The sequence below is a fragment of the Pseudomonas sp. AK106 genome (assembly GCF_053903055.1).
On record NZ_CP096426.1, the window covers coordinates 1,035,187 to 1,056,655 of the forward strand.

At 60.2% G+C, this 21,469-nt stretch carries 22 protein-coding genes and 1 other RNA gene; 17 read left to right on the forward strand and 6 right to left on the reverse strand.

Features of this window, described 5'->3' with window-relative positions:
- Positions 1 to 29: 29 nt before the first annotated feature.
- The gene (locus M1E04_RS04705; RefSeq protein WP_172612965.1) at positions 30 to 950 is read right to left on the reverse strand and encodes a GlxA family transcriptional regulator; all 921 of its coding nucleotides are present in this window, start codon (positions 948 to 950) and stop codon (positions 30 to 32) included.
- 220 nt (positions 951 to 1,170) lie between these two features.
- Between M1E04_RS04705 and M1E04_RS04710 the strand changes: the two genes are divergently transcribed.
- Positions 1,171 to 2,307 (forward strand): acyl-CoA dehydrogenase family protein, encoded by a 1,137-nt coding sequence (locus M1E04_RS04710; RefSeq protein ID WP_456292473.1) that lies wholly within the window; start codon positions 1,171 to 1,173, stop codon positions 2,305 to 2,307.
- Positions 2,308 to 2,426: 119 nt separating this feature from the next.
- Here the strand turns inward: M1E04_RS04710 and M1E04_RS04715 are convergent, their stop codons facing one another.
- Positions 2,427 to 3,464, reverse strand: coding sequence for an NADP(H)-dependent aldo-keto reductase (locus M1E04_RS04715; RefSeq protein WP_456292474.1), 1,038 nt, complete (start codon positions 3,462 to 3,464; stop codon positions 2,427 to 2,429).
- 240 nt (positions 3,465 to 3,704) lie between these two features.
- Between M1E04_RS04715 and rplM the strand changes: the two genes are divergently transcribed.
- From rplM to M1E04_RS04750, 7 genes are all read left to right on the forward strand, one after another.
- Positions 3,705 to 4,133, forward strand: coding sequence for a 50S ribosomal protein L13 (rplM, locus tag M1E04_RS04720; protein WP_019693576.1), 429 nt, complete (start codon positions 3,705 to 3,707; stop codon positions 4,131 to 4,133).
- A 14-nt stretch (positions 4,134 to 4,147) separates the two neighbouring features.
- Positions 4,148 to 4,540: a 30S ribosomal protein S9 gene (gene rpsI / locus M1E04_RS04725; RefSeq protein ID WP_065992123.1), complete on the forward strand. Its 393-nt coding sequence runs from the start codon at positions 4,148 to 4,150 to the stop codon at positions 4,538 to 4,540.
- Positions 4,541 to 4,676: 136 nt separating this feature from the next.
- Positions 4,677 to 5,270: a ubiquinol-cytochrome c reductase iron-sulfur subunit gene (petA, locus tag M1E04_RS04730; RefSeq protein WP_456293150.1), complete on the forward strand. Its 594-nt coding sequence runs from the start codon at positions 4,677 to 4,679 to the stop codon at positions 5,268 to 5,270.
- Positions 5,270 to 6,481, forward strand: a complete 1,212-nt coding sequence (locus tag M1E04_RS04735) for a cytochrome b (RefSeq protein WP_456292475.1) — start codon at positions 5,270 to 5,272, stop codon at positions 6,479 to 6,481. The genes petA and M1E04_RS04735 overlap by 1 nt, the downstream gene beginning before the upstream one ends.
- Positions 6,481 to 7,257, forward strand: coding sequence for a cytochrome c1 (locus tag M1E04_RS04740; RefSeq protein ID WP_192132739.1), 777 nt, complete (start codon positions 6,481 to 6,483; stop codon positions 7,255 to 7,257). Before M1E04_RS04735 ends, M1E04_RS04740 begins: the two co-directional genes overlap by 1 nt.
- A 226-nt stretch (positions 7,258 to 7,483) precedes the next feature.
- On the forward strand, positions 7,484 to 8,101 hold the full coding sequence (locus M1E04_RS04745; RefSeq protein ID WP_456292476.1) for a glutathione S-transferase N-terminal domain-containing protein: 618 nt from the start codon (positions 7,484 to 7,486) through the stop codon (positions 8,099 to 8,101).
- An 18-nt stretch (positions 8,102 to 8,119) separates the two neighbouring features.
- Positions 8,120 to 8,533 (forward strand): ClpXP protease specificity-enhancing factor, encoded by a 414-nt coding sequence (locus tag M1E04_RS04750; protein ID WP_065992131.1) that lies wholly within the window; start codon positions 8,120 to 8,122, stop codon positions 8,531 to 8,533.
- A 79-nt stretch (positions 8,534 to 8,612) separates the two neighbouring features.
- Here the strand turns inward: M1E04_RS04750 and M1E04_RS04755 are convergent, their stop codons facing one another.
- The 4 genes from M1E04_RS04755 to M1E04_RS04770 form a co-directional block, all read right to left on the reverse strand.
- Complete coding sequence (locus tag M1E04_RS04755; protein WP_065992133.1) at positions 8,613 to 9,191, reverse strand: BON domain-containing protein; 579 nt, start codon at positions 9,189 to 9,191, stop codon at positions 8,613 to 8,615.
- The gene (locus M1E04_RS04760; RefSeq protein ID WP_065992135.1) at positions 9,188 to 9,781 is read right to left on the reverse strand and encodes a phosphoheptose isomerase; all 594 of its coding nucleotides are present in this window, start codon (positions 9,779 to 9,781) and stop codon (positions 9,188 to 9,190) included. Before M1E04_RS04760 ends, M1E04_RS04755 begins: the two co-directional genes overlap by 4 nt.
- A gap of 279 nt (positions 9,782 to 10,060) precedes the next feature.
- Positions 10,061 to 10,435 carry a YraN family protein gene (locus tag M1E04_RS04765; protein ID WP_456292477.1) on the reverse strand — a complete coding sequence of 125 codons (375 nt, stop codon included), beginning with the start codon at positions 10,433 to 10,435 and terminating at the stop codon, positions 10,061 to 10,063.
- On the reverse strand, positions 10,432 to 12,246 hold the full coding sequence (locus M1E04_RS04770) for a penicillin-binding protein activator (protein WP_192132743.1): 1,815 nt from the start codon (positions 12,244 to 12,246) through the stop codon (positions 10,432 to 10,434). Before M1E04_RS04770 ends, M1E04_RS04765 begins: the two co-directional genes overlap by 4 nt.
- A gap of 222 nt (positions 12,247 to 12,468) precedes the next feature.
- Here M1E04_RS04770 and rsmI point away from each other — a divergent pair, with 222 nt between their 5' ends.
- The 9 genes from rsmI to mraY all read left to right on the forward strand — a co-directional run bounded on the left by rsmI (position 12,469) and on the right by mraY (position 21,467).
- Positions 12,469 to 13,374 (forward strand): 16S rRNA (cytidine(1402)-2'-O)-methyltransferase, encoded by a 906-nt coding sequence (gene rsmI, locus M1E04_RS04775; protein ID WP_456292478.1) that lies wholly within the window; start codon positions 12,469 to 12,471, stop codon positions 13,372 to 13,374.
- Positions 13,375 to 13,460: 86 nt separating this feature from the next.
- An RNA gene (gene rnpB / locus M1E04_RS04780) (RNase P RNA component class A) lies at positions 13,461 to 13,818 on the forward strand.
- Between the two features lie 306 nt (positions 13,819 to 14,124).
- Positions 14,125 to 14,580 (forward strand): division/cell wall cluster transcriptional repressor MraZ, encoded by a 456-nt coding sequence (mraZ, locus tag M1E04_RS04785; RefSeq protein WP_037017349.1) that lies wholly within the window; start codon positions 14,125 to 14,127, stop codon positions 14,578 to 14,580.
- Positions 14,577 to 15,524, forward strand: a complete 948-nt coding sequence (rsmH, locus tag M1E04_RS04790) for a 16S rRNA (cytosine(1402)-N(4))-methyltransferase RsmH (protein ID WP_427688229.1) — start codon at positions 14,577 to 14,579, stop codon at positions 15,522 to 15,524. The genes mraZ and rsmH overlap by 4 nt, the downstream gene beginning before the upstream one ends.
- Complete coding sequence (ftsL, locus tag M1E04_RS04795; protein WP_037014701.1) at positions 15,521 to 15,814, forward strand: cell division protein FtsL; 294 nt, start codon at positions 15,521 to 15,523, stop codon at positions 15,812 to 15,814. Before rsmH ends, ftsL begins: the two co-directional genes overlap by 4 nt.
- Entirely contained in the window at positions 15,814 to 17,559 is a 1,746-nt protein-coding gene (locus M1E04_RS04800; protein ID WP_197985980.1) for a peptidoglycan D,D-transpeptidase FtsI family protein, read from the forward strand. The genes ftsL and M1E04_RS04800 overlap by 1 nt, the downstream gene beginning before the upstream one ends.
- Entirely contained in the window at positions 17,559 to 19,022 is a 1,464-nt protein-coding gene (locus tag M1E04_RS04805) for a UDP-N-acetylmuramoyl-L-alanyl-D-glutamate--2,6-diaminopimelate ligase (RefSeq protein WP_456292479.1), read from the forward strand. The genes M1E04_RS04800 and M1E04_RS04805 overlap by 1 nt, the downstream gene beginning before the upstream one ends.
- Positions 19,015 to 20,385, forward strand: coding sequence for a UDP-N-acetylmuramoyl-tripeptide--D-alanyl-D-alanine ligase (locus tag M1E04_RS04810; protein ID WP_456292480.1), 1,371 nt, complete (start codon positions 19,015 to 19,017; stop codon positions 20,383 to 20,385). Before M1E04_RS04805 ends, M1E04_RS04810 begins: the two co-directional genes overlap by 8 nt.
- Complete coding sequence (gene mraY / locus M1E04_RS04815; RefSeq protein WP_272630211.1) at positions 20,385 to 21,467, forward strand: phospho-N-acetylmuramoyl-pentapeptide-transferase; 1,083 nt, start codon at positions 20,385 to 20,387, stop codon at positions 21,465 to 21,467. Before M1E04_RS04810 ends, mraY begins: the two co-directional genes overlap by 1 nt.
- Positions 21,468 to 21,469: the final 2 nt, after the last annotated feature.

The window sequence follows — 21,469 nt, forward strand, 5'->3', positions numbered from 1 at the left end:
AGCTTGAAGCTTGCCGCATGAAGCTGCTGTCAGGCCGCCTGCTGGAACTGCTGCCGGTACTGGTTGGGCGACAGGTCGGTATGTTGACGGAACAGCCGTGCGAAGAAACTGGCGTCGTCGTAGCCCACTTCGTAGCTGATGGTCTTGATGCTCTTGCGTGAGCCTGACAGCAAGCCCTTTGCGGTTTCGATGCGCAGGCGTTGCAGGTAATGCAGCGGCTTGTCGCCCGTTGCGGTCTGGAAGCGGCGCATGAAGTTGCGGATGCTCATGCCGTGCTCGCGGGCTACATCCTCGAAACGGAATTTGTCGGCGAAGTGTTCTTCGAGCCAATGCTGGATCTGCAGGATGATCACGTCCTGGTGCAGCTTTTGCCCGCCAAAACCAATCCGTCCCGGTGCGTAGCTGCGTTGCACTTCGTAGAGAATGTCGCGGGCGACGGTCTGCGCAACATGGGCGCCGCAGAAGCGCTCGATCAGGTAGATATAAAGATCACACGCTGAGATCGTGCCGCCTGCGCAATACAGGTTGTCGGCGTCGGTGAGGTGCTTTTCCTGATTCAGCAGCACGTTCGGAAAACGCTCGGCGAACTCGTTGAAAAACCGCCAGTAGGTGGTCGCCTCCTTGCCGTCGAGCAGCCCCGCATCCCCAAGCCAGAACACACCGCTGGCCTCACCGCAGAGCACAGCGCCGCGCGCATGTTGCTCGCGCAGCCACGGCAGGATTTGCGGATAGCGCTCGCGCAGGGTGTCGAAGTCTTCGACGAAAGCGGGAAGGATGATGATGTCGCTGTGTTCAAGCACACCGTCTACGGGGATCACGACGTCGCTGAAACTGCGAACTTCCTTTCCGTCCGGGCTGACCAGTCGGGTTTCGAAGGCCGGCTTGAAGCCCTGTCCCAACTGCTTGCCGTAGCGCAGGCTGGCGAGGTGAAAGAAATCTTTGGCTTGCATGAGCGTGGACGCAAAAATGCCATCAATCGCAAGAATGCTGACACGCCGCAACGGCGTGTTGGGTTGGATAGACATAGTCTTTTGTTCTTATATGGGAAAGTGGTCAAGCAACGGCGTGATCGTCTTATTTTTTGTCGGATGTGTCCAGTGTCGCCGTCAACCGGCTGCGCCTACGCTCTGCTGAAGTTTTGTCCGACAATCCATCGCGCCAGGTGCAGCCATGCTCGCCAGAACACTCTTCAGCTCAGAACACGAACTGTTCCGTAACAGCGTCCGCAAGTTCTTCGAACAGCACGCGGTGCCGTTTCATGCCCAGTGGGAGAAGCAGGGCCACATCGACCGTACGCTGTGGAACCGGGCGGGGGAACAGGGCATGTTGTGTTCGCACCTGCCGGAAGAGTACGGGGGGATGGGCGCGGACTTCCTCTACACCACGGTGGTGATCGAGGAAGTCTCTCGCCTCGGCCTGACCGGTATCGGGTTCTCTCTGCATTCGGATATCGTCGCGCCGTACATCCTCCACTACGGAAGTGAGGCGCTGAAGCTCCAATATTTGCCCAAGCTGGTGTCGGGGGAGCTGGTGACCGCCATCGCGATGACCGAACCGGGCGCGGGGTCCGACCTGCAAGGGGTCAAGACCACCGCAGTGCTGGATGGCGACGAGTACATCATCAATGGTTCGAAAACCTTCATCACCAACGGGTTTCTCGCTGATCTGGTGATTGTCGTCGCGAAGACTGATCCCGGTGCAGGCGCGAAGGGCACCAGCCTGTTTGTCGTGGAGGCGGGCACGGCCGGTTTTGCGAAGGGCAAGCGATTGGAAAAGGTCGGCATGAAGGCGCAGGACACGTCGGAATTGTTCTTCCAGGACGTGAGAGTGCCCAAGGAGAACCTGCTGGGTCAGGCCGGGATGGGTTTCGCGTATTTGATGCAGGAGCTCCCGCAGGAGCGCCTGACGGTCGCCATCGGCGCCATTGCCTCCGCCGAAGCGGCCTTGCAATGGACGCTCGACTACACGCGGGAGCGCAAGGCGTTTGGCAAGGCCATCATCGATTTTCAGAACACCCGCTTCAAACTGGCCGAAATCGCCACTGAAGTTCAGATTGGTCGTACGTTCATTGATCGGTGCCTGGAGTTGCACCTGGAAGGGAAGCTGGATGTGCCCACGGCGGCCATGGCGAAATACTGGTCGACCGACCTGCAATGCAAGGTGCTGGACGAATGCGTCCAGTTGCATGGCGGCTACGGCTTCATGTGGGAATACCCGATCGCCCGGGCGTGGGCGGATGCGCGTGTGCAGCGGATCTATGCCGGGACCAATGAAATCATGAAAGAGATCATTGCCCGGTCGCTGTGAAGCTCGACACAGGCCTGTAGGAGCGCGCTTGCCCGCGAAATGGCGGTAAGTCAGCCAAGCCGTCGGTGACTGATCAAACGATATTCGCGGGCAAGCGCGCTCCTACAATTAATCATCGATCAAGGCGCAGGATTCGGTTGATCCTTGTGAATCGCTTCAATGCCCGCCAGCACTTCATCCGACAGCACCAGTTCCGCGCTCGCCAAGTTGCTTTCCAGCTGCTCCAGCGTCGTTGCACCGATGATGTTGCTGGTCACGAAGCTGCGGCTGGTCACGAACGCCAGTGCCATTTGCGCGGGATCAAGACCGTGCTCACGCGCCAGCGCAACGTAGCGCGCGCAGGCCGCTTCCGATTGCGGATTGAAGTAGCGCGTGAAGCGGCTGTACAGGCTCAGGCGGCCTTTGGCAGGGCGGGCGCCGTCGGCGTATTTGCCGGACAACATGCCAAACGCCATGGGCGAGTAGGCCAGCAGGCCGCATTGCTCGCGAATCGCCACTTCCGCCAGACCCACCTCGAAGCTGCGGTTGAGCAGGTTGTAGGGGTTCTGAATCGACACCGGACGCGTCAGACCATGAGCATCCGACTCAGCGAGAAACTTAATGGTGCCCCACGGCGTTTCGTTCGACAGCCCGACGTGGCGGATCTTGCCGGCCTTGACCTGCTCGTCCAGCGCTTCGAGCACTTCCAGCAGCGGGGTGAAGTGCTCCTCGCTGTGGTTATAACCCAGCTTGCCGAAGAAGTTGGTGCTGCGCTCAGGCCAGTGCAGTTGATACAGATCGAGGTAATCGGTCTGCAGGCGTTTGAGGCTGGCATCCAGCGCCGCGACGATGTGATCGAGGTTGAATTTCAGCTGACCGTCACGGATGTAGTCGATGCCGTTGCCGGGACCGGCGATCTTGCTGGCGAGGATCCAGTCAGCGCGGTCGCCGCTCTGCTTGAACCAGTTGCCGATGATGGTCTCGGTGCTGGCGTAGGTTTCTTTCTTCGGCGGGACCGGATACATCTCGGCGGTGTCGATGAAATTGATGCCGGCGGCCTTGGCCCGTTCGATCTGCGCGAAGGCCTCGGACTGGCTGTTCTGCTCGCCCCAGGTCATGGTGCCGAGGCAGATTGCGCTGACATTGAGGTCGGTTCTGCCCAGTTGGCGGTAGTCCATTTGGCTCTCCTGTTTAAAAGAGCCATAAAAGCAGGTTGAAATTTTTTTCGCAATCTGCATAATTCCGCTCCTCTTTGTCGCTGGAGTGATGCCCGGCGACAAAAGAAACCGCTGCGATCGAACGCGCTGACCCGAGCCCCCTATAGCGTTCGTGCCCGGCGGCCTTTGACTTGTCAAAGACCGTACTAATGAGTATGCTCCGCCGTCTATTTTTCAGGGCGGCCTTTGAGGCTATAAAGAATGAAAACTTTTACCGCTAAACCGGAAACAGTAAAGCGCGACTGGTTCGTCGTCGACGCTGCTGGTCAGACCCTGGGTCGTCTGGCCACTGAAATCGCGAGCCGTCTGCGTGGCAAGCACAAGCCGGAATACACTCCGCACGTTGACACTGGCGACTACATCGTCGTGATCAATGCCGAGCAGATCCGTGTGACCGGTGCCAAGACCACCGACAAGATCTACTACTCTCACTCCGGTTTCCCGGGCGGGATCAAGTCGATCAACTTTGAAAAGCTGATCGCCAAAGCTCCTGAGCGCGTGATCGAGACCGCGGTCAAAGGCATGCTGCCTAAGAACCCGCTGGGTCGCGACATGTATCGTAAGCTGAAAGTCTATGCGGGCGCTGCACACCCTCATACTGCTCAGCAGCCCCAAGAACTGAAGTTTTAACGGAATAGTTCATTATGTCGGCGACTCAAAATTACGGCACTGGCCGTCGCAAGACCGCAACCGCTCGCGTTTTCCTGCGTCCGGGTACCGGTAACATCTCCATCAACAACCGTTCCCTGGACTCGTTCTTCGGTCGCGAAACTGCCCGCATGGTAGTTCGTCAGCCGCTGGAACTGACTCAGACTGTCGAGAAATTCGACATCTACGTTACTGTCATCGGCGGTGGTGTGAGTGGTCAAGCTGGCGCAATCCGCCACGGTATCACCCGCGCTCTGATGCAATACGACGAAACCCTGCGCGGCGCTCTGCGCAAAGCAGGCTTCGTCACTCGCGATGCTCGCGAAGTTGAACGTAAGAAAGTCGGTCTGCGTAAAGCGCGTAAGCGTCCGCAGTACTCGAAGCGTTAATTCGCTTCCGTTCAAAAAGAACGCTCAGTTTCTATACGAAGCTGGGCGTTTTTTTATGGCTGCCTTTTATGGCTGTCGTTTATTGATTTCGAGGGCCTGATCAAGGAGATCTCGGATGCTGACGGAAGAGGGCGCAATGGGCAATGACGGTGTTAACACGGCCCGGCGTCGCTTCCTCGTGACAGCCACGTCTGTGGTAGGCGCAGCAGGAGCGGTAGGCGCCGCCGTGCCATTTGTGGGTTCATGGTTCCCCAGTGCCAAAGCCAGGGCGGCGGCAGCGCCTGTCAAAGTCAACATCAGCAAGATCGAGCCGGGCCAGCAGATGATCGCTCAATGGCGCGGTCAGCCGGTGTTCATTGTCCGTCGCACGCCCGAGATCCTGTCCAGTCTGAGCAAGCTTATCGGCGAGCTGTCCGACCCTGATTCACAGGATTCCATCCAGCCTGCCTATGTCGATCCGGTTGTCCGTTCAATCCGGCCTGACATCCTGCTGTTGATCGGCATCTGTACCCATCTCGGCTGCTCGCCTACGTTTCGGCCCGAAGTCGCCCCGGTCGACCTGGGCAAAGATTGGGTCGGCGGATATTTCTGCCCTTGTCACGGCTCCAGGTACGACCTTGCCGGACGCGTCTACAAGGCGCAGCCTGCACCGCTGAATCTGCCAGTGCCCCCGCATTCCTACGAGTCGGACTCAATCATCGTCATTGGTGTGGATCAGGAGAAAGCGTGATGAGCAGGCTCATGGACTGGATCAATGCGCGCTTTCCCGCGACGTCGATTTGGGAGAACCACCTCAGCAAGTATTACGTACCCAAGAACCTCAACTTCTTCTATTTCTTCGGCTCGCTGGCGTTGCTGGTGCTGGTCAACCAGATCCTCACGGGCATCTGGCTGACGATGAGTTACACGCCCACAGCTGAGGGGGCCTTCGCCTCGATCGAGTACATCATGCGTGACGTCGCATACGGCTCAATCCTGCGACTGCTGCACTCAACTGGCGCATCGGCGTTCTTCATCGTCATCTACTTGCACATGTTTCGCGGGCTGCTGTACGGCTCATATCAGAAGCCGCGGGAGTTGGTCTGGGTTTTCGGCATGCTGATTTATCTGGCGCTGATGGCGGAAGCGTTTACCGGCTACCTGCTGCCGTGGGGGCAGATGTCGTACTGGGGCGCTCAGGTGATCATTTCGCTGTTCGGCGCGATTCCCCTCATCGGGGGCGACCTCGCTCAGTGGATTCGTGGCGATTACCTCGTTTCAGGCATCACACTCAATCGCTTCTTCGCGCTGCACGTCGTGGCCTTGCCGATCGTGATCGTCGGGCTTGTGGTGCTGCATATTCTGGCGCTGCGTGAAGTGGGCTCGAACAACCCCGATGGCATCGACATCAAAAAGTACAAGGACGAGAACGGCAACCCCCTGGACGGCATTCCTTTCCACCCGTACTACACGGTCAAGGATCTGCTCGGCGTCGTGGTGTTTTTGTTGATCTTCTGCTCGGTGGTATTTTTCTTCCCGGAGATGGGCGGCTACTTTCTCGAGAAGGCCAACTTCGAGCTAGCGAACCCACTCAAGACCCCGGAGCACATTGCGCCGGTCTGGTACTTCACGCCGTTCTACGCCATCTTGCGCGCCATCCCGGACAAGCTCCTCGGCGTCATGGCCATGGGCGCAGCCATCGCCTTGCTGTTCGTGCTGCCGTGGCTTGACCGCAGTCCGGTCAAATCGATGCGCTACAAGGGCTGGCTGAGCCGCCTCTGGCTGCTGCTGTTTTGCGTGTCCTTCGGGACGCTCGGAGTACTGGGCGTATTGCCGCCGAGCCCTGGGCGGGCAGTGCTGTCGCAGGCCTGCACCTTCCTGTATTTCGCGTACTTCATCCTGATGCCGTTCTACACGCGGATGGAGCGGACGAAGCCGGTGCCGGACAGGGTGACCGGTTGATGAAAACGCTGTGCCTGGTCTTGCTCATTGCCCTGTTGCCGGCGTTGTCGTTTGCCGGTGAGCATGGCGCGGAACTGGAAAGCGTCGATATCGACGTGTCCGACAAGGGGGCCCTGCAGGATGGCGCGCAGACGTTCGTCAATTACTGCATGGGTTGCCACAGCGCCAGTTTCCAGCGCTATGAACGCGTCGCGGACGATTTGGGCATTTCCCACGAGCTGATGCTGGAAAAGCTGGCGCCTGCCGGAGCGAAGATCGGCGATCACATGACCATCGGCATGCAGCCGGCGGATGCGAAAACCTGGTTCGGTGCAGCGCCGCCCGATCTGACCCTTGTGGCGCGGGTACGCGGAACTGACTGGCTCTACGGCTACCTGCGATCATTCTACGAGGACCCGACGCGGCCCTGGGGCGTGAACAACAGCGTTCTCCCCGACGTGGCCATGCCCAACGTGCTGGAAGGGCTTCAGGGGCGTCAGAGGCTCGGCTGCCAGCAGGTACCGCGTGGCGAAGGCGACAAAAAAAGCGATGGGCCTGCTGGCTCGCCGTTGACCGATCAAGCCTGCGATCAACTGATGATCATGCCCAACACCGGCACGCTGACCGAAGAACAGTTCAACGTGAAGGTCAAGAACCTCGTGACCTTCCTCGCTTACTCAGCCAACCCAGACAAGCTCCAGCACCAGCGCATCGGCACCTTCGTGCTGCTTTACCTCGCCGTGTTGTTCATCCTGGCCTACCTGCTCAAGCGCGAATTCTGGAAAGACATCCACTGAGCGGACGTCTGATTCGCGGGTCTGCGCCGCTTGCGGCTGAGCTGTTTCAGGTAATGAGGGAAGAGCAGGTATAGTGGCGGGCTGAAGATTGCAGAATCTACCTTGAGTAAATGAGCTATCTTGTCGCCCGCGTTGAACACCCGATCATCGTGGACGTCGCCGAAAGCGCCCTCGCGGCGCATCCGTATTTCTGCTTTTTGAATATCTACAAGCGAGGAGGACCGCCATGGGCGTGACCAATCGGTTGGCCTGTTACTCCGACCCCGCCGACCACTATTCCCATCGCGTGCGCATTGTGCTCGCCGAGAAAGGTGTCAGCGCCGAGATCATTGAAGTTGTCGAGGGCCGTCATCCGCCCAAATTGATCGAGGTGAATCCGTACGGCAGCGTGCCAACCCTGGTCGATCGCGACCTGGCGTTGTACGAGTCGACGGTGGTGATGGAATACCTGGACGAACGTTATCCCCATCCGCCGCTGCTCCCGGTCTATCCGGTGGCGCGTGCCAACAGCCGCTTGCTGATCCACCGGATTCAGCGCGACTGGTGCGGTCTGGTGGATCTGATTCTGGACCCGCGCAGCAAAGAAGCTGCACGTGTTCAGGCGCGCAAGGAACTGCGCGAAAGTCTGACCGGCGTGTCGCCGTTGTTCGCGGACAAGCCTTTTTTCCTGAGCGACGAGCAAAGTCTGGTCGACTGCTGTCTATTGCCCATACTCTGGCGCCTGCCGATTCTGGGTATCGAATTGCCGCGGCCCGCCAAGCCGCTGCTTGACTATATGGAGCGCCAATTTGCGCGTGAGGCATTTCAGGCAAGTCTGTCTGGTACCGAACGCGACATGCGCTAAGGCCTTAGGAGCCGTTTGATGAACTCCAGTCGCCCTTATCTGATCCGCGCGCTGTATGAGTGGATCGTGGATAACGATTGCACACCGCACGTACTCGTCAACGCCGAGTATCCAGCGGTGCAAGTCCCGCAAGGCTTTGCCAATGACGGGCAGATCGTCCTGAACATTTCACCGAGCGCCGTGCGCCATCTGCACATGGACAACGACGCGGTGAGTTTTGAAGGCCGTTTCGGCGGCGTTCCCCACAGCCTGTACGTGCCGATTGCCGCCATCATGGGCATTTACGCCCGCGAAAACGGCCAGGGCATGGTCTTCGACCTGGAGCCTGCTGTGGACGAAGACGAAGATCTGGATGTCGAAGACGACATGCCGCCACCGAACGACGAGCCGCCACGCCCTACGGGCCGGCCGAGTCTGAAAGTGGTCAAGTAAGTTGCGCCTGCAGTAACGAAAAAGGCGATCCCGAGGGATCGCCTTTTTTTGTAAGTGCTGATTGGCGCTTGCCACACCGTCAGTCGATGTACTCAAACAGCTTCACGATCTTCTGTACGCCGCCGACGCCTTGCACCAGGTTGGTGGCGCGGGTGGCTTCTGCCTGGGTCAGCAGGCCCAGCAGGTAGACGATGCCGTTTTCAGTCACGACCTTGATGCGCGAGCCAGGGATGGCGCTGTCGGTGAGCATTTCGGTTTTGATCTTGCTGGTCAGCCAGGCGTCATTGCTGCGCGCCAGCATTGAGGACGGGCCGGTGACCTGTAGCTCGTTGTTGACCTTCTTGACCTTCTGCACCTGGCTGGCGGTTTGCTCGGCCAGTTGCTTGAGGTCGGCGCGCGGTGTCTGGCCGGCCAGCAGGACGATGCCGTTGAAGCTGGTCACGACGATGTGCGAGGCGTTGTCCAGATCAGGGTTGGCCTTGGCGATGTTCACCGAGACCTTGGTCTCGATCAGCGAGTCGTCGATCTTGCTGCCGAAGGTGCGTGTACCGCGATCGTCATCGATCGGCGCTTCACGGCTGGCGTTGATCACCGAGCTGCATCCGCTGATGCCCAGGCAGAGCGTCAGGGCCAGCAGGCTAAGACGTTTGGATATCATTCTTCACTCCCGAACAGTTGGCTGTCGATCAAGTCGCAAAGGCAGTGGATCGCCAGCAGGTGGACTTCCTGAATACGTGCGGTGACTTTTGCCGGGACGCGGATTTCAACGTCCTCCGGCAACAGCAGCGACGCGACGTCGCCGCCATCGCGACCGGTCAAGGCTACGACAATCATTTCACGATCATGTGCGGCCTGGATGGCCTGAATAATGTTCGCCGAATTGCCGCTGGTGGAAATCGCCAGCAGCACATCGCCCGGCTGACCCAGCGCACGAATCTGTTTGGAGAAGATTTCGTTGTAGCTGTAGTCGTTGGCAATCGAGGTGATGGTGGAGGTGTCGGTGGTCAGCGCGATAGCGGGCAGGCTCGGTCGCTCGCGCTCGAAACGGTTGAGCAGCTCCGAGGAAAAGTGCTGAGCATCACCCGCCGAACCGCCGTTGCCGCAGGCGAGCATCTTGCCCTCGTTGAGCAGGGCGTTGACCATCACTTGGCTGGCTTGCTCGATGTGGGGTGCAACCACATCCATCGCCTGTTGCTTGGTGTCGATGCTGGCCTGGAAAAGCTGGCGAATTCGGGATTGCATGTCCATCTATGAAAACCTTAATAGGGGCGGCTGGTCGGGGCGGCATCCGATAAGTCATCGGCGTCCCGGCACAAAACTGTGCAGCCCGCAAAGCAAAGAGCAAAAAGAGCCAGTGTGGTTCGTTGGGTGGTAAGGGATAAAGCTCAGCAACAGAGCTTCCCGGCTAAAGCCGGTCCTACAAAGCTAAAGCAGGTCCTACAGGGCCTGATGCGCCTCCAGTGGGACCGGCTTTAGCCGGGAAGGCGGCTGATCTTACGCTGCAAACCCCACGGAATCATCGCGTTTTCAGCAATCGAACGCATTTGTCAGCCAATTCAGCGCGGGCGACGTGCCGGGGTCGCCATTGATCGCGACAACGTCAAAGCGACACGGCGAATCGGCCCAGCGCACCTCGCTTTGCAGAAAGGATTGAGCCGCCAGCTTGAGCTTTTCCTGCTTGCGAAAATCGACGCTTTCCAGTGCGCCACCCCAACCGGCGTGGCGACGATACCGAACTTCGACGAATACTACTGTATCGCCGTCGAGCATGACCAGATCAAGCTCGCCGCGTTTGCATGACCAGTTGCGGGTAATCAGCTGCAAGCCATGCTGTTGCAGGTGACGCAAGGCGTAGGCTTCGGCCTCGCGCCCTGCTGTTTGACGGGTGGTGCCTGAGGTCAAGGCGCGGTGTCCGGCAGGCGCTGGACCTTGCCGTCTACGAACTCTGCCCACGGCAGCTGACGCTCGATGCGTTGGCCCTGACCGATCGCCAGGCTGCCGGACAGGCCATCGATGCGGCTGTCAGGAAGGGTTTTCAGCTGAGTCAGTCGTGGCGCCAAACGATACGCGTCGATGCCCATGGCGTAGAGACGGCCAAGGCTGCCGGAGGCTTGTGGCCATTGAGCGGTCACTTGCTGGCGCAGCGGGTCGTTAGCGTTCAGCAACCACGGGGTTTCGCAGAAGCGCACGCCGTTCAGGTCGTTGTACATCGCCGGATCGCCGCTGTTGGTGAACAGGTGCGAAGTGGCATAGACCGGAACATCACCAGCGTACTGGAAGACCATGGTCGGCTTGATCTGCTGCGCCTGTTGAGGCGTCGCGGCGAGGAACATGAAGTCTACGTCCTGTCGACGGGAAGGCTGGGCAGCCATCTGCGTGCCAGTGGCGCTTTGGACGCGCTGGGCACGGCCTTCGCTGCTGCGCAGCTGGAACAGATCGGCAACCTGTTGAGCGAGTGCGACCGGCTGATCAATGCGTTCAGCACCCAGCAGGGTGCCGCCCTTGGCTTGCCAGCTTTGACGGAAGGCCTCCAGCACGCGATCACCCCATTCGCCCTTGGGCACCATGGCCACCGCGCTGCGCTTGCCATCGGCCCAGGCGCGGCGCGCCACTTCACGAGCTTCGTCTTCAGCCGCCAGACCGAACTGATACAGCTCGGCAGGGCCCTGGGTACCGGAATCGCTGTAGTTCAGCGCCAGCGTGGTGATCGGCAATTGAGGGCGAGCGCTCAGCTGTTTAACCAGTGGCTTCTCCAGCGGACCGACCACCAGTTGCACGCCGGCCGCTTTGGCTTGTGCGTAGAAGGCGTCCATCGACGTCACGCGCGAGCTGTCGAACACTTCGATCGCAGGTGGCTTCTCGCCGGCCTGTTGAGCTTGATAGTTCGCGGCCATGAAGCCGTCACGCAGCGCGCGGGATACCGAAGCGAGCGGACCGTCTTGCGGCAGCAGCAGCGCAATTTTGGTCAGTGGCTGGCTCTTCAGGTCACGCAATTGCGCGAGGGCAGTCGGCAACTGACGTGCCGCCGGGTGCTGAGGGTTCTGCGCTTTCCAGTTGTCGATGGCCGCCTGTTGCTGCTCCAGCGTGCCGGCACCTTTGACTGCGCGGGCCAGGCTCAGCCAGCCGCCCATGTCATCGTTGGCAGAGCTTTGCAGCTGCTCGGGTGGCAGCGCGGCAACCAGCGTCCAGATGGCGTCGTTGTTCGCGTTCAGTGCGTCGCCTTGCAGCAGCGGGCCCATGAACACGCGCTCACTCGCGGCGGCGAGGGTCTGACCATCTGCCTCAAAAGCCCGGGCGCGAACGGTGTGAGCACGGGTTTGCAGGTCAACCGGCATTTCGCCCAGATGCTGCATGCTCGGGTGGTTGAGGGCGGTCAGCGCGGCTTTCGGCTGGCTGCGACCCAGTGCCAGTTCGGCAGACAGAGTGTTGGCGTAGATTTGTTTGTCGGTTTTGAGCTGGTCCATCTGCACCTGCTCAAGGATGCTCGCGGCGCGGCTCGGGTTGTTCTGGCGCGCTGCCAGATCGGCCGCCGTCAGTTTCAGCAACGCTGCCTGATCCGGCGACTTCGCCGCAGCGGCTTGTTCGAGCAGTTGTTCGATGCTGGCATCGGGGGAGCGAGGCAATTCGCCAAGGCTGGAGGAGGGCGAACCGGCACAGGCAGCCAGAAGGGCAGCCAGGCAGAGGGCAGAGAACAGCCGCAGGCAAGCGATCATGTGTATGTTCCTGATACTCGAGCAAATTAGCGTGGAAGTGTACCCAAGCACTGGCCGGGGCGCGACGTTGAAGGCGTTAAAGCGGCGATATGGGTCGTCTCCGGGCGTGTCAGCCAGGCTGAAACGTCTTTCGCGGGGTCGCTGCCCTGATGCTGGCACTCGAACTGCGTTTTCAGGTCTCACGGGGTGCGGCGTCCTGTTTTGTGCGCCGCAGCCTGTACAATGCAGGCTTTTACACAACATGAGGTGTGCGCTTTGACTGCTCCGGGTGTTTCGAATTCCACTACAGGCGCGCTTTATGTGGTGGCCACGCCGATCGGCAACCTGGATGACATGAGCGCCCGTGCCTTGAAGGTGCTGCGCGATGTTTCGCTGATTGCCGCAGAAGATACCCGGCACTCGTTACGGCTGATGCAGCACTTTGGCATTCCGACGCCGTTGGCGGCCTGTCATGAGCACAACGAGCGCGAGGAGGGCAGCCGCTTTATTACGCGTCTGCTGGCGGGCGATAACGTTGCGTTGATTTCCGATGCCGGCACGCCACTCATTTCCGACCCTGGCTACCACTTGGTGCGTCAGGCCCGGGCAGCAGGCATTCAGGTGATCCCGGTCCCGGGCGCCTGCGCATTGATCGCGGCGCTCTCGGCGGCGGGGTTGCCGTCGGACCGATTCATCTTCGAAGGCTTCTTGCCGGCCAAGTCGGTGGGCCGAAAGGCGCGGCTCGAACTCGTCAAAGAAGAACCGCGGACGCTTATCTTCTATGAAGCGCCCCACCGCATTCTCGAATGCCTTCAGGACATGGAAGAAGTCTTCGGTCCGGACCGTCCCGCCTTGCTCGGGAGAGAATTGACGAAAACGTTCGAAACCCTCAAAGGACTGCCGCTGTCCGAACTGCGTGCCTTCGTTGAGGGAGACAGTAATCAGCAACGGGGCGAGTGCGTTGTGCTGGTGGCAGGTTGGAGCGAACCCGAAGGCGAGGATGTGATTGGCGCCGAAGCGCGGCGGGTGCTGGATCTGCTGCTGGCGGAAATGCCGCTCAAGCGTGCAGCTGCGCTGGCAGCAGAGATCACCGGCGTACGCAAAAACCTGCTTTATCAGGTGGCGCTGGATAAACAGAAAAGCGTGTGACGGGATGTCGCGGGCAGCGCTGCAAATGGCGCGAGAGCCGATTAAAGCTTGTTCTTGAGCCGTCCTCCCATTAACCTTGGCGGCGGAGAGTCGATTGGACAGTCGCTGCCTTTCATTGTTCTGCAATGAAGGGGGGAGGAAAGTCCGGGCTCCATAGGGCGGAGTGCCAGGTAACGCCTGGGGGGCGCGAGCCTACGGAAAGTGCCACAGAAAATAACCGCCTAAGCACTTCGGTGCCGGTAAGGGTGAAAAGGTGCGGTAAGAGCGCACCGCACGTCTGGCAACAGTTCGTGGCTAGGTAAACCCCACTCGGAGCAAGACCAAATAGGGTTCCAAGGCGTGGCCCGCGCTGGAACCGGGTAGGTTGCTAAAGATGTCCAGTGATGGCCATCGTAGAGGAATGACTGTCCTCGACAGAACCCGGCTTACAGATCGACTCTCCACCTCCTTTTCTTCCCCTCGTTTGTACGATTTATCCCCTCCGGTAATACCAAAAAAATCTTAAACCTCACAAATCACTTTAACTTCGTACGCCATCCTTTTGTTCGTCCTAGGAAATATCTGTAGGACCGATCCGAAATCCGCCACATCTCCTTCGTAAGTGCTCCTAAATATCCGTCCTGTAAGGGTTTTCCTCGTGAAGTCGCCTTGACGGTGTGGTGGGCGCATTCCTATAGTGTGCGCGAGTGGCGGAAAGTGGCGTGAAGTGGGTTTTTTGAGCTCAAAAAGATAATATTTGGAGATCGCGCCGTGTTCCGTGGTGCAAACGCAATCAATCTCGACGCAAAGGGCCGTCTCGCTATGCCGAGCCGGTACCGTGACGAGTTGGATTCGCGTAGCGCAGGGCAACTGATCGTCACCATTGATACCGTCGACCCGTGCTTGTGCATCTATCCGCTTCCCGAGTGGGAGCTGATCGAGGCCAAGCTGCGTGAGCTCGCCACCTTCCGTGAAGAAAACCGTCGTCTGCAGCGGCTGTTGATCGGGAACGCGGTGGACCTGGAGCTGGACGGCAGCGGGCGTTTCCTGGTGCCGCCACGTTTGCGTGAATACGCCAAGCTCGATAAGCGAGTGATGCTGGTAGGCCAGCTCAACAAGTTTCAACTGTGGGATGAGGACGCCTGGAACGCACTTGCTGATGCGGACCTTGCGGCCATTCAAAAACCGGGCGCTATGCCTGATGAACTGCGTGATTTGATTCTGTGACTACGAATAGCGGCTTTACCCACATCACCGTACTGCTCGAAGAAGCCGTCGAGGCTCTCGCGGTGCGCGCCGATGGCTGCTATCTGGATGGCACCTTTGGGCGCGGCGGACATAGCCGCCTCATATTGCAGAACCTGGGGCCGGAGGGTCGGCTGCTCGGATTCGATAAAGATCCCCAAGCGATTGCCACCGGGCAAACGCTGGCGGCCGAAGACGGCCGCTTTGTCATTGTGCAGCGCAGCTTTGCTGAACTGGGCGCAGAGGCTCAAGAGCGAGGGTTGGCGGGCAAGGTCAGCGGCATTCTTCTGGATCTCGGTGTGTCGTCGCCACAACTGGACGACCCCGAGCGCGGTTTCAGCTTCATGAACGATGGCCCCCTCGACATGCGCATGGACCCGTCCCGCGGCGTCAGCGCAGCCGAGTTCGTCAATACCGCGCCCGCCGAAGAAATCGCCCGCGTTTTCAAAGAATACGGCGAAGAGCGTTTCTCCCGCCGGATGGCAGGTGCCGTCGTGGCCCGTCGCGAGACTCAACCGTTCGAACGCACCGGCGATCTGGCAGAAGTGCTGAAGGTCGCCAACCCGGCGTGGGAAAAGGGCAAGAACCCTGCGACCCGCGCATTCCAGGGGCTGCGCATTCACGTCAACAACGAACTCGGTGATCTGGAAGCGGGCCTTGAGGCTGCGCTGGAAGCCCTCGAAGTCGGCGGCCGTCTGGTGGTCATCAGCTTCCACTCGCTGGAAGACCGCATCGTCAAATTGTTCATGCGCAAGCTGGTCAAGGGCGAAGCCGATAACCTGCCGCGCAACCTGCCGATCCGTCATCAGGCTTTCGAGCCGCGTATTAAATTGATCGGCAAGGCGCAGTTCGCTTCCGATGATGAAACCCGCGCCAATCCGCGTTCGCGCAGCGCCGTCATGCGCGTCGCGGAGAAACTCCGATGAGCCGCGGTTTCTTCAAGCCCCTCCCGGGCGGCAGCTTCTTCATGCTGATGTTGTTTATCGCCGTGCTGGTTTCGGCGATCGGCGTGGCGTACAGCGCGCACTGGAACCGTCAGTTGCTCAACTCCCTTTATGGTGAACTCAGCGTGCGCGACAAGGCGCAGGCCGAGTGGGGCCGCCTGATTCTTGAGCAAAGCACCTGGACCGCCCACAGCCGTATCGAAGCCCTGGCCACCGATCAGCTGAAAATGCGCATCCCGAACGCCGCCGATATCCGGATGGTGTCGCCATGATGAAACTTGAAGGGGCACTCTACCCGTGGCGGTTCCGCGTCGTGGTCGGCCTGCTGTCGGTCATGGTCATCGCGATCTGCTACCGCATCGTCGACCTGCAAGTCATCGACCATCGCTTCCTGATCGAACAGGGCGATGCGCGCAGCCTGCGTACCGTTTCGATTCCTGCCCACCGTGGTCTGATCACCGACCGCAACGGCGAGCCCCTTGCCGTCAGTACGCCGGTCACCACCATTTGGGCAAACCCGTCTGAAATGCAGGCCGACAAGACCAAGTGGGTCCAGCTTGCGCAGGCACTGGGGCAGGATCCCAAGGCACTGACGGATCGCCTCAATGAACAGGCAAGCAAAGAATTCATCTATCTGGTCCGTGGCCTGACCCCGGAGCAGGGTCAGTCGGTGCTCGACCTGAAAGTCCCGGGCGTTTACGGCAAGGAAGAATTCCGCCGTTTCTACCCTGCGGGCGATGTCACCGCGCACATGGTCGGCTTTACCGACCTCGACGATCACGGCCGTGAAGGCGTAGAGCTGGCCTATGAAGACTGGCTCGCCGGCGTCCCCGGCAAGCGGCAGGTCATCAAGGACCGGCGCGGCAGGATGATCAAGGACCTGCAAGTGAAGAAAAACGCCAAGGCCGGCAAGACCTTGGCTTTGTCTATTGATCTGCGCCTGCAATACCTGGCGACTCGCGAACTGCGCAACGCCATTCAGGAAAACGACGCCAAGGCCGGCAGCCTGGTGATCATGGACGTGAAAACCGGCGAAGTGCTGGCGATGGTCAATCAGCCGACCTACAACCCGAACAACCGTCGCACCATGGTGCCGGCCGCGATGCGTAACCGCGCGATCATCGACGTGTTCGAGCCGGGTTCGACCATGAAGCCGATCTCCATGACCGCCGCGCTGGAAAGCGGCCGCTGGAAACCGAGCGACAAGGTGGAGGTGTACCCGGGTACGTTGCAGATCGGTAAATACACCATCCGTGACGTGACCAAAACCGAAGGCCCGATCCTCGACCTGACCGGCATCCTGATCAATTCCAGTAACGTCGGCATGAGTAAAGTGGCGTTCGACGTCGGTGGCGAAGCGATTTTCCATGCCATGCAGCGTGTGGGCCTGGGGCAATACACCGGCCTCGGCTTCCCGGGCGAGCGCGTCGGCAACCTGCCGAACTACCGCGAGTGGCGCAAGGCTGAAACCGCCACCCTGTCGTACGGCTACGGTCTGTCCGTGACGGCGCTGCAGTTGGTGCACGCCTACGCGGCACTGGCCAACAACGGCAAGATCGTGCCGCTGACCATTCTCAAAACCGATAATCCAGCCGAGTCGGTTCAGGCGATTCCAGAGGCGACCGCCAAAACTGTGCAGGGCATGTTGCAGCAAGTGATCGAAGACCCGCGCGGCGTTTACCGTGCGCGCGTTCCGTCGTATCACGTGGCGGGCAAGTCCGGTACCGCGCGGAAGACGTCCGTGGGCACCAAGGGCTACGCGGAAAACTCCTACCGTTCTCTGTTCGCCGGTTTCGGCCCGATGAGCAACCCGCGTTACGCGGTCGTTGTGGTCATCGATGAGCCGAGCAAAGGCGGTTACTTCGGTGGCCTGGTTTCCGCTCCAGTATTCAGCAAGGTGATGTCGGGCACGCTGCGCTTGATGAACGTGCGCCCGGACAACCTCGCGCCGGTTCCGCCTGAACAACAAGCCAATGCCGTGCCCGCCGTCGCCCCAGTCAAGGGAGGACGTGGCTGATGTCTTTGAATTTGAGCAAGCTGTTTGCGCAGTGCAATCGCGATCTGCTGATTCGCGAACTGACCCTGGACAGCCGCAAGGTACGTCCGGGCGATCTGTTTCTGGCGATTCCGGGGCTAAAGGTCGATGGCCGTGAGCACATCACCGACGCCATTGCACACGGCGCGGCGGCCATCGCTTATGAAGCCGAAGGCGCCAAGGTACTGCCGATCACCGACATCCCGATGATGCCGGTCAAGGGTCTGGCAGCACAGCTGTCCGACCTCGCCGGGCGCTTCTATGGCGACCCGAGCCGCAACCTGAACCTGATCGGCGTGACCGGCACCAACGGCAAAACCAGCGTGACTCAACTGGTGGCGCAGGCGCTGGACAAGCTCGGGCAGCACTGCGGCATCATCGGCACGCTGGGCACCGGCTTCTATAGCGAGCTGAAAAGCGGCATTCACACCACGCCGGATCCGATTTCCGTGCAATCGACGCTCTATGACCTGAAAAGGGCCGGGGCCAAAGCGGTTGCTATGGAAGTCTCGTCCCACGGGCTGGATCAGGGCCGGGTGACCGCGCTGGCTTTTGATGTGGCGGTGATGACCAATCTGTCCCGCGACCATCTCGATTACCACGGCACCATGGAGGCCTACGCTGCTGCCAAGGCCAAGCTGTTCGCCTGGAATGACCTGCGCTGCCGTGTGGTCAATCTCGACGACGCCTTTGGGCGCGAGCTTGCGGCTGCGCCCCATGCGTCGCGTCTGATCACTTACAGCCAGGAAGACAGCAGCGCTTATCTGTTCTGCCGCGATGCGCATTTCGATGACGACGGCGTACGCGCGACCTTGCTGACGCCCCAGGGCAGTCATGTCTTGCGCAGCAGCTTGCTGGGCCGTTTCAACCTGAGCAATGTGCTGGCCGCAGTCGGCGCGTTGATGGGTCTCGATTATCCGCTGGACGACATCTTGAAGGTGCTGCCAACGCTGGAAGGCCCTGCCGGCCGGATGCAGCGTCTGGGCGGTGGCTCGCGTCCACTGGTGGTGGTCGATTACGCCCACACCCCTGATGCGCTGGAAAAAGTGCTTGGCGCTTTGCGCCCCCACGCAAAAGGTCAACTGACCTGCCTGTTCGGCTGCGGCGGCGATCGCGATCGTGGCAAGCGTCCGCTGATGGCCGAGGTGGTCGAGCGTCTGGCCGACAAAGTGCTGGTCACCGACGACAACCCGCGCAGCGAAGACCCTGCTCGTATTTTCGATGACATCCGTGCTGGGTTCGTCTCGGCGAACGCAGTCGATTTCGTTGCCGGGCGCGGTCAGGCCATCGCGCAGATCATCGCCCAGGCGTCCGCTGCCGATGTGATCGTGCTGGCCGGCAAGGGCCACGAGGATTACCAGGAAATCAACGGACAGCGTCAGCCGTTTTCCGATCTCGAAGAAGCCACCAAAGCGCTCGACGCCTGGGAGGCCGCACATGCTTAAGCCGCTCTCGTTCAGCGAATTGCTTGTGCCGCTCGACGCGCGTCGTGTGGGCCATGATTGCAGTTTCTCCGGTGTCAGCATCGACAGCCGCGGGATCACGCCCGGCCAGTTGTTCGTGGCGCTGACCGGCCCGCGGTTTGACGGTCACGACTACCTTGATCAAGTCGCCGCCAAAGGCGCAGTCGGCGCATTGGTTGAGCGCGAGATCCCGGGCAGTTCGTTGCCGCAGTTGATCGTCACCGACACCCGCAAAGCCCTGGCGCAACTGGGCGCGCTGAATCGCAATGCGTTTATGGACAAGCCGGTCGCTGCGATCACCGGTTCCAGCGGCAAGACCACTGTAAAAGAAATGCTTGCGAGCATCCTGCGCACGCGCGGTCCTGTGCTGGCGACGCGCGGCAACCTGAACAATGAACTGGGCGTCCCGTTGACGCTGCTTGAGCTGGCGCCGGAATTCGATGCCGCTGTGATTGAACTGGGCGCGTCCCGTGTGGGCGAGATCGCTTTCACCGTCAGCCTCACCAAGCCCCACGTCTGTGTCCTGACCAACGCCGGGACTGCCCACGTGGGCGAGTTCGGCGGTCCGGAAAAGATCGTCGAAGCCAAGGGCGAGATCATCGAAGGCCTGGACGCTCGCGGTATCGCGGTATTGAACCTCGACGACAAGGCATTCGATCTCTGGGTGGCCCGCGCCGGCGCACGCAACGTCTTGAGCTTCGCGCTCAAAAACAGCCGCGCTGATTTCTACGCCAGCGACCTGGGCATTGATGCCCGTGGTTGCCCGGCGTTCACGCTGAACACCCCGAACGGTGCCGCGCCGGTGCAATTGAATCTGCTGGGCACGCACAACGTGGCCAACGCATTGGCCGCCGCTGCTGCCGCCCATGCGCTGGGCGTTTCGCTCGCGGGCATCGTGGCCGGGCTCAACGACGTGCAGCCGGTCAAGGGTCGCACTGTGGCGCAACTTGCGCCGAACGGCATGCGCGTCATTGATGACACCTACAACGCCAACCCCACGTCCGTGGCGGCCGCGACCGACATTCTCACCGGGTTCCCGGGCCGCAAGGTGCTGGTGCTGGGCGATATCGGCGAGCTGGGCGCCTGGGCGGAGCAGGGCCATCGCCACGTCGGCGCATACGCAGTCGGCAAGGTCGACGCGCTGTATGCCGTCGGTCCGTTGATGGCCCATGCGGTCAAGGCTTTCGGGCAGGATGCCCGCCATTTTGAAACTCAGGCCGAGCTGATCGAAGCGCTCGGCGCCGAGCACGATAAAAACACCACCATTTTGATTAAAGGTTCACGCAGCGCTGCGATGGAAAACGTCGTGGCGGCCTTATGCGGAACACGCCTGGAGAAACATTAATGCTGCTGCTGCTGGCCGAGTATCTGCAACAGTTCTACAAAGGCTTTGCGGTCTTTCAGTACCTGACCCTGCGCGGGATCCTTGGCGTGCTCACTGCATTGTCACTTTCCCTGTGCCTGGGCCCGTGGATGATCCGCGCCCTGCAGAGCAAGCAGATCGGTCAATCCGTGCGCAACGACGGACCTCAATCGCACCTGTCCAAGTCCGGCACGCCGACCATGGGTGGCGCGCTGATTCTGTCTGCAATCGGCATCGCGACTTTGTTGTGGGCCGACCTGAGCAACCGCTACGTGTGGGTCGTGCTGATCGTCACTTTGCTGTTTGGCGCCATCGGTTGGGTCGACGACTACCGCAAGGTGATCGAAAAGAACTCGCGCGGTCTTCCGAGCCGCTGGAAATACTTCTGGCAGTCGGTGTTCGGCCTGGGCGCGGCGATCTTCCTTTATATGACGGCGCAATCTCCGGTTGAAACCACACTGCTGGTTCCGATGCTCAAAGACTTCAGCATCCCGCTGGGCATCGGCTTCGTCGTGCTGACCTACTTCGTGATCGTCGGCTCCAGCAACGCCGTGAACCTGACCGATGGCCTGGACGGCCTGGCGATCATGCCAACCGTGATGGTCGGCGGCGCGCTGGGGATCTTCTGCTACCTGTCGGGTAACGTGAAGTTCGCGGAATACCTGCTGATCCCTTATGTGCCGGGCGCGGGCGAGCTGATTGTGTTCTGTGGCGCGCTGATCGGTGCAGGCCTGGGCTTCCTCTGGTTCAACACCTATCCGGCTCAAGTGTTCATGGGCGACGTCGGTGCACTGGCATTGGGCGCGGCACTGGGCACCATCGCGGTGATCGTCCGTCAGGAAATCGTCCTGTTCATCATGGGCGGCGTCTTCGTAATGGAGACCCTGTCAGTCGTCATTCAGGTCGCATCCTTTAAATTGACCGGCCGCCGCGTTTTCCGCATGGCGCCCATCCATCACCACTTTGAACTCAAGGGCTGGCCCGAGCCGCGCGTGATCGTCCGTTTCTGGATCATCACCGTGATTCTGGTGTTGGTCGGCCTTGCCACGTTGAAACTGAGGTAGAA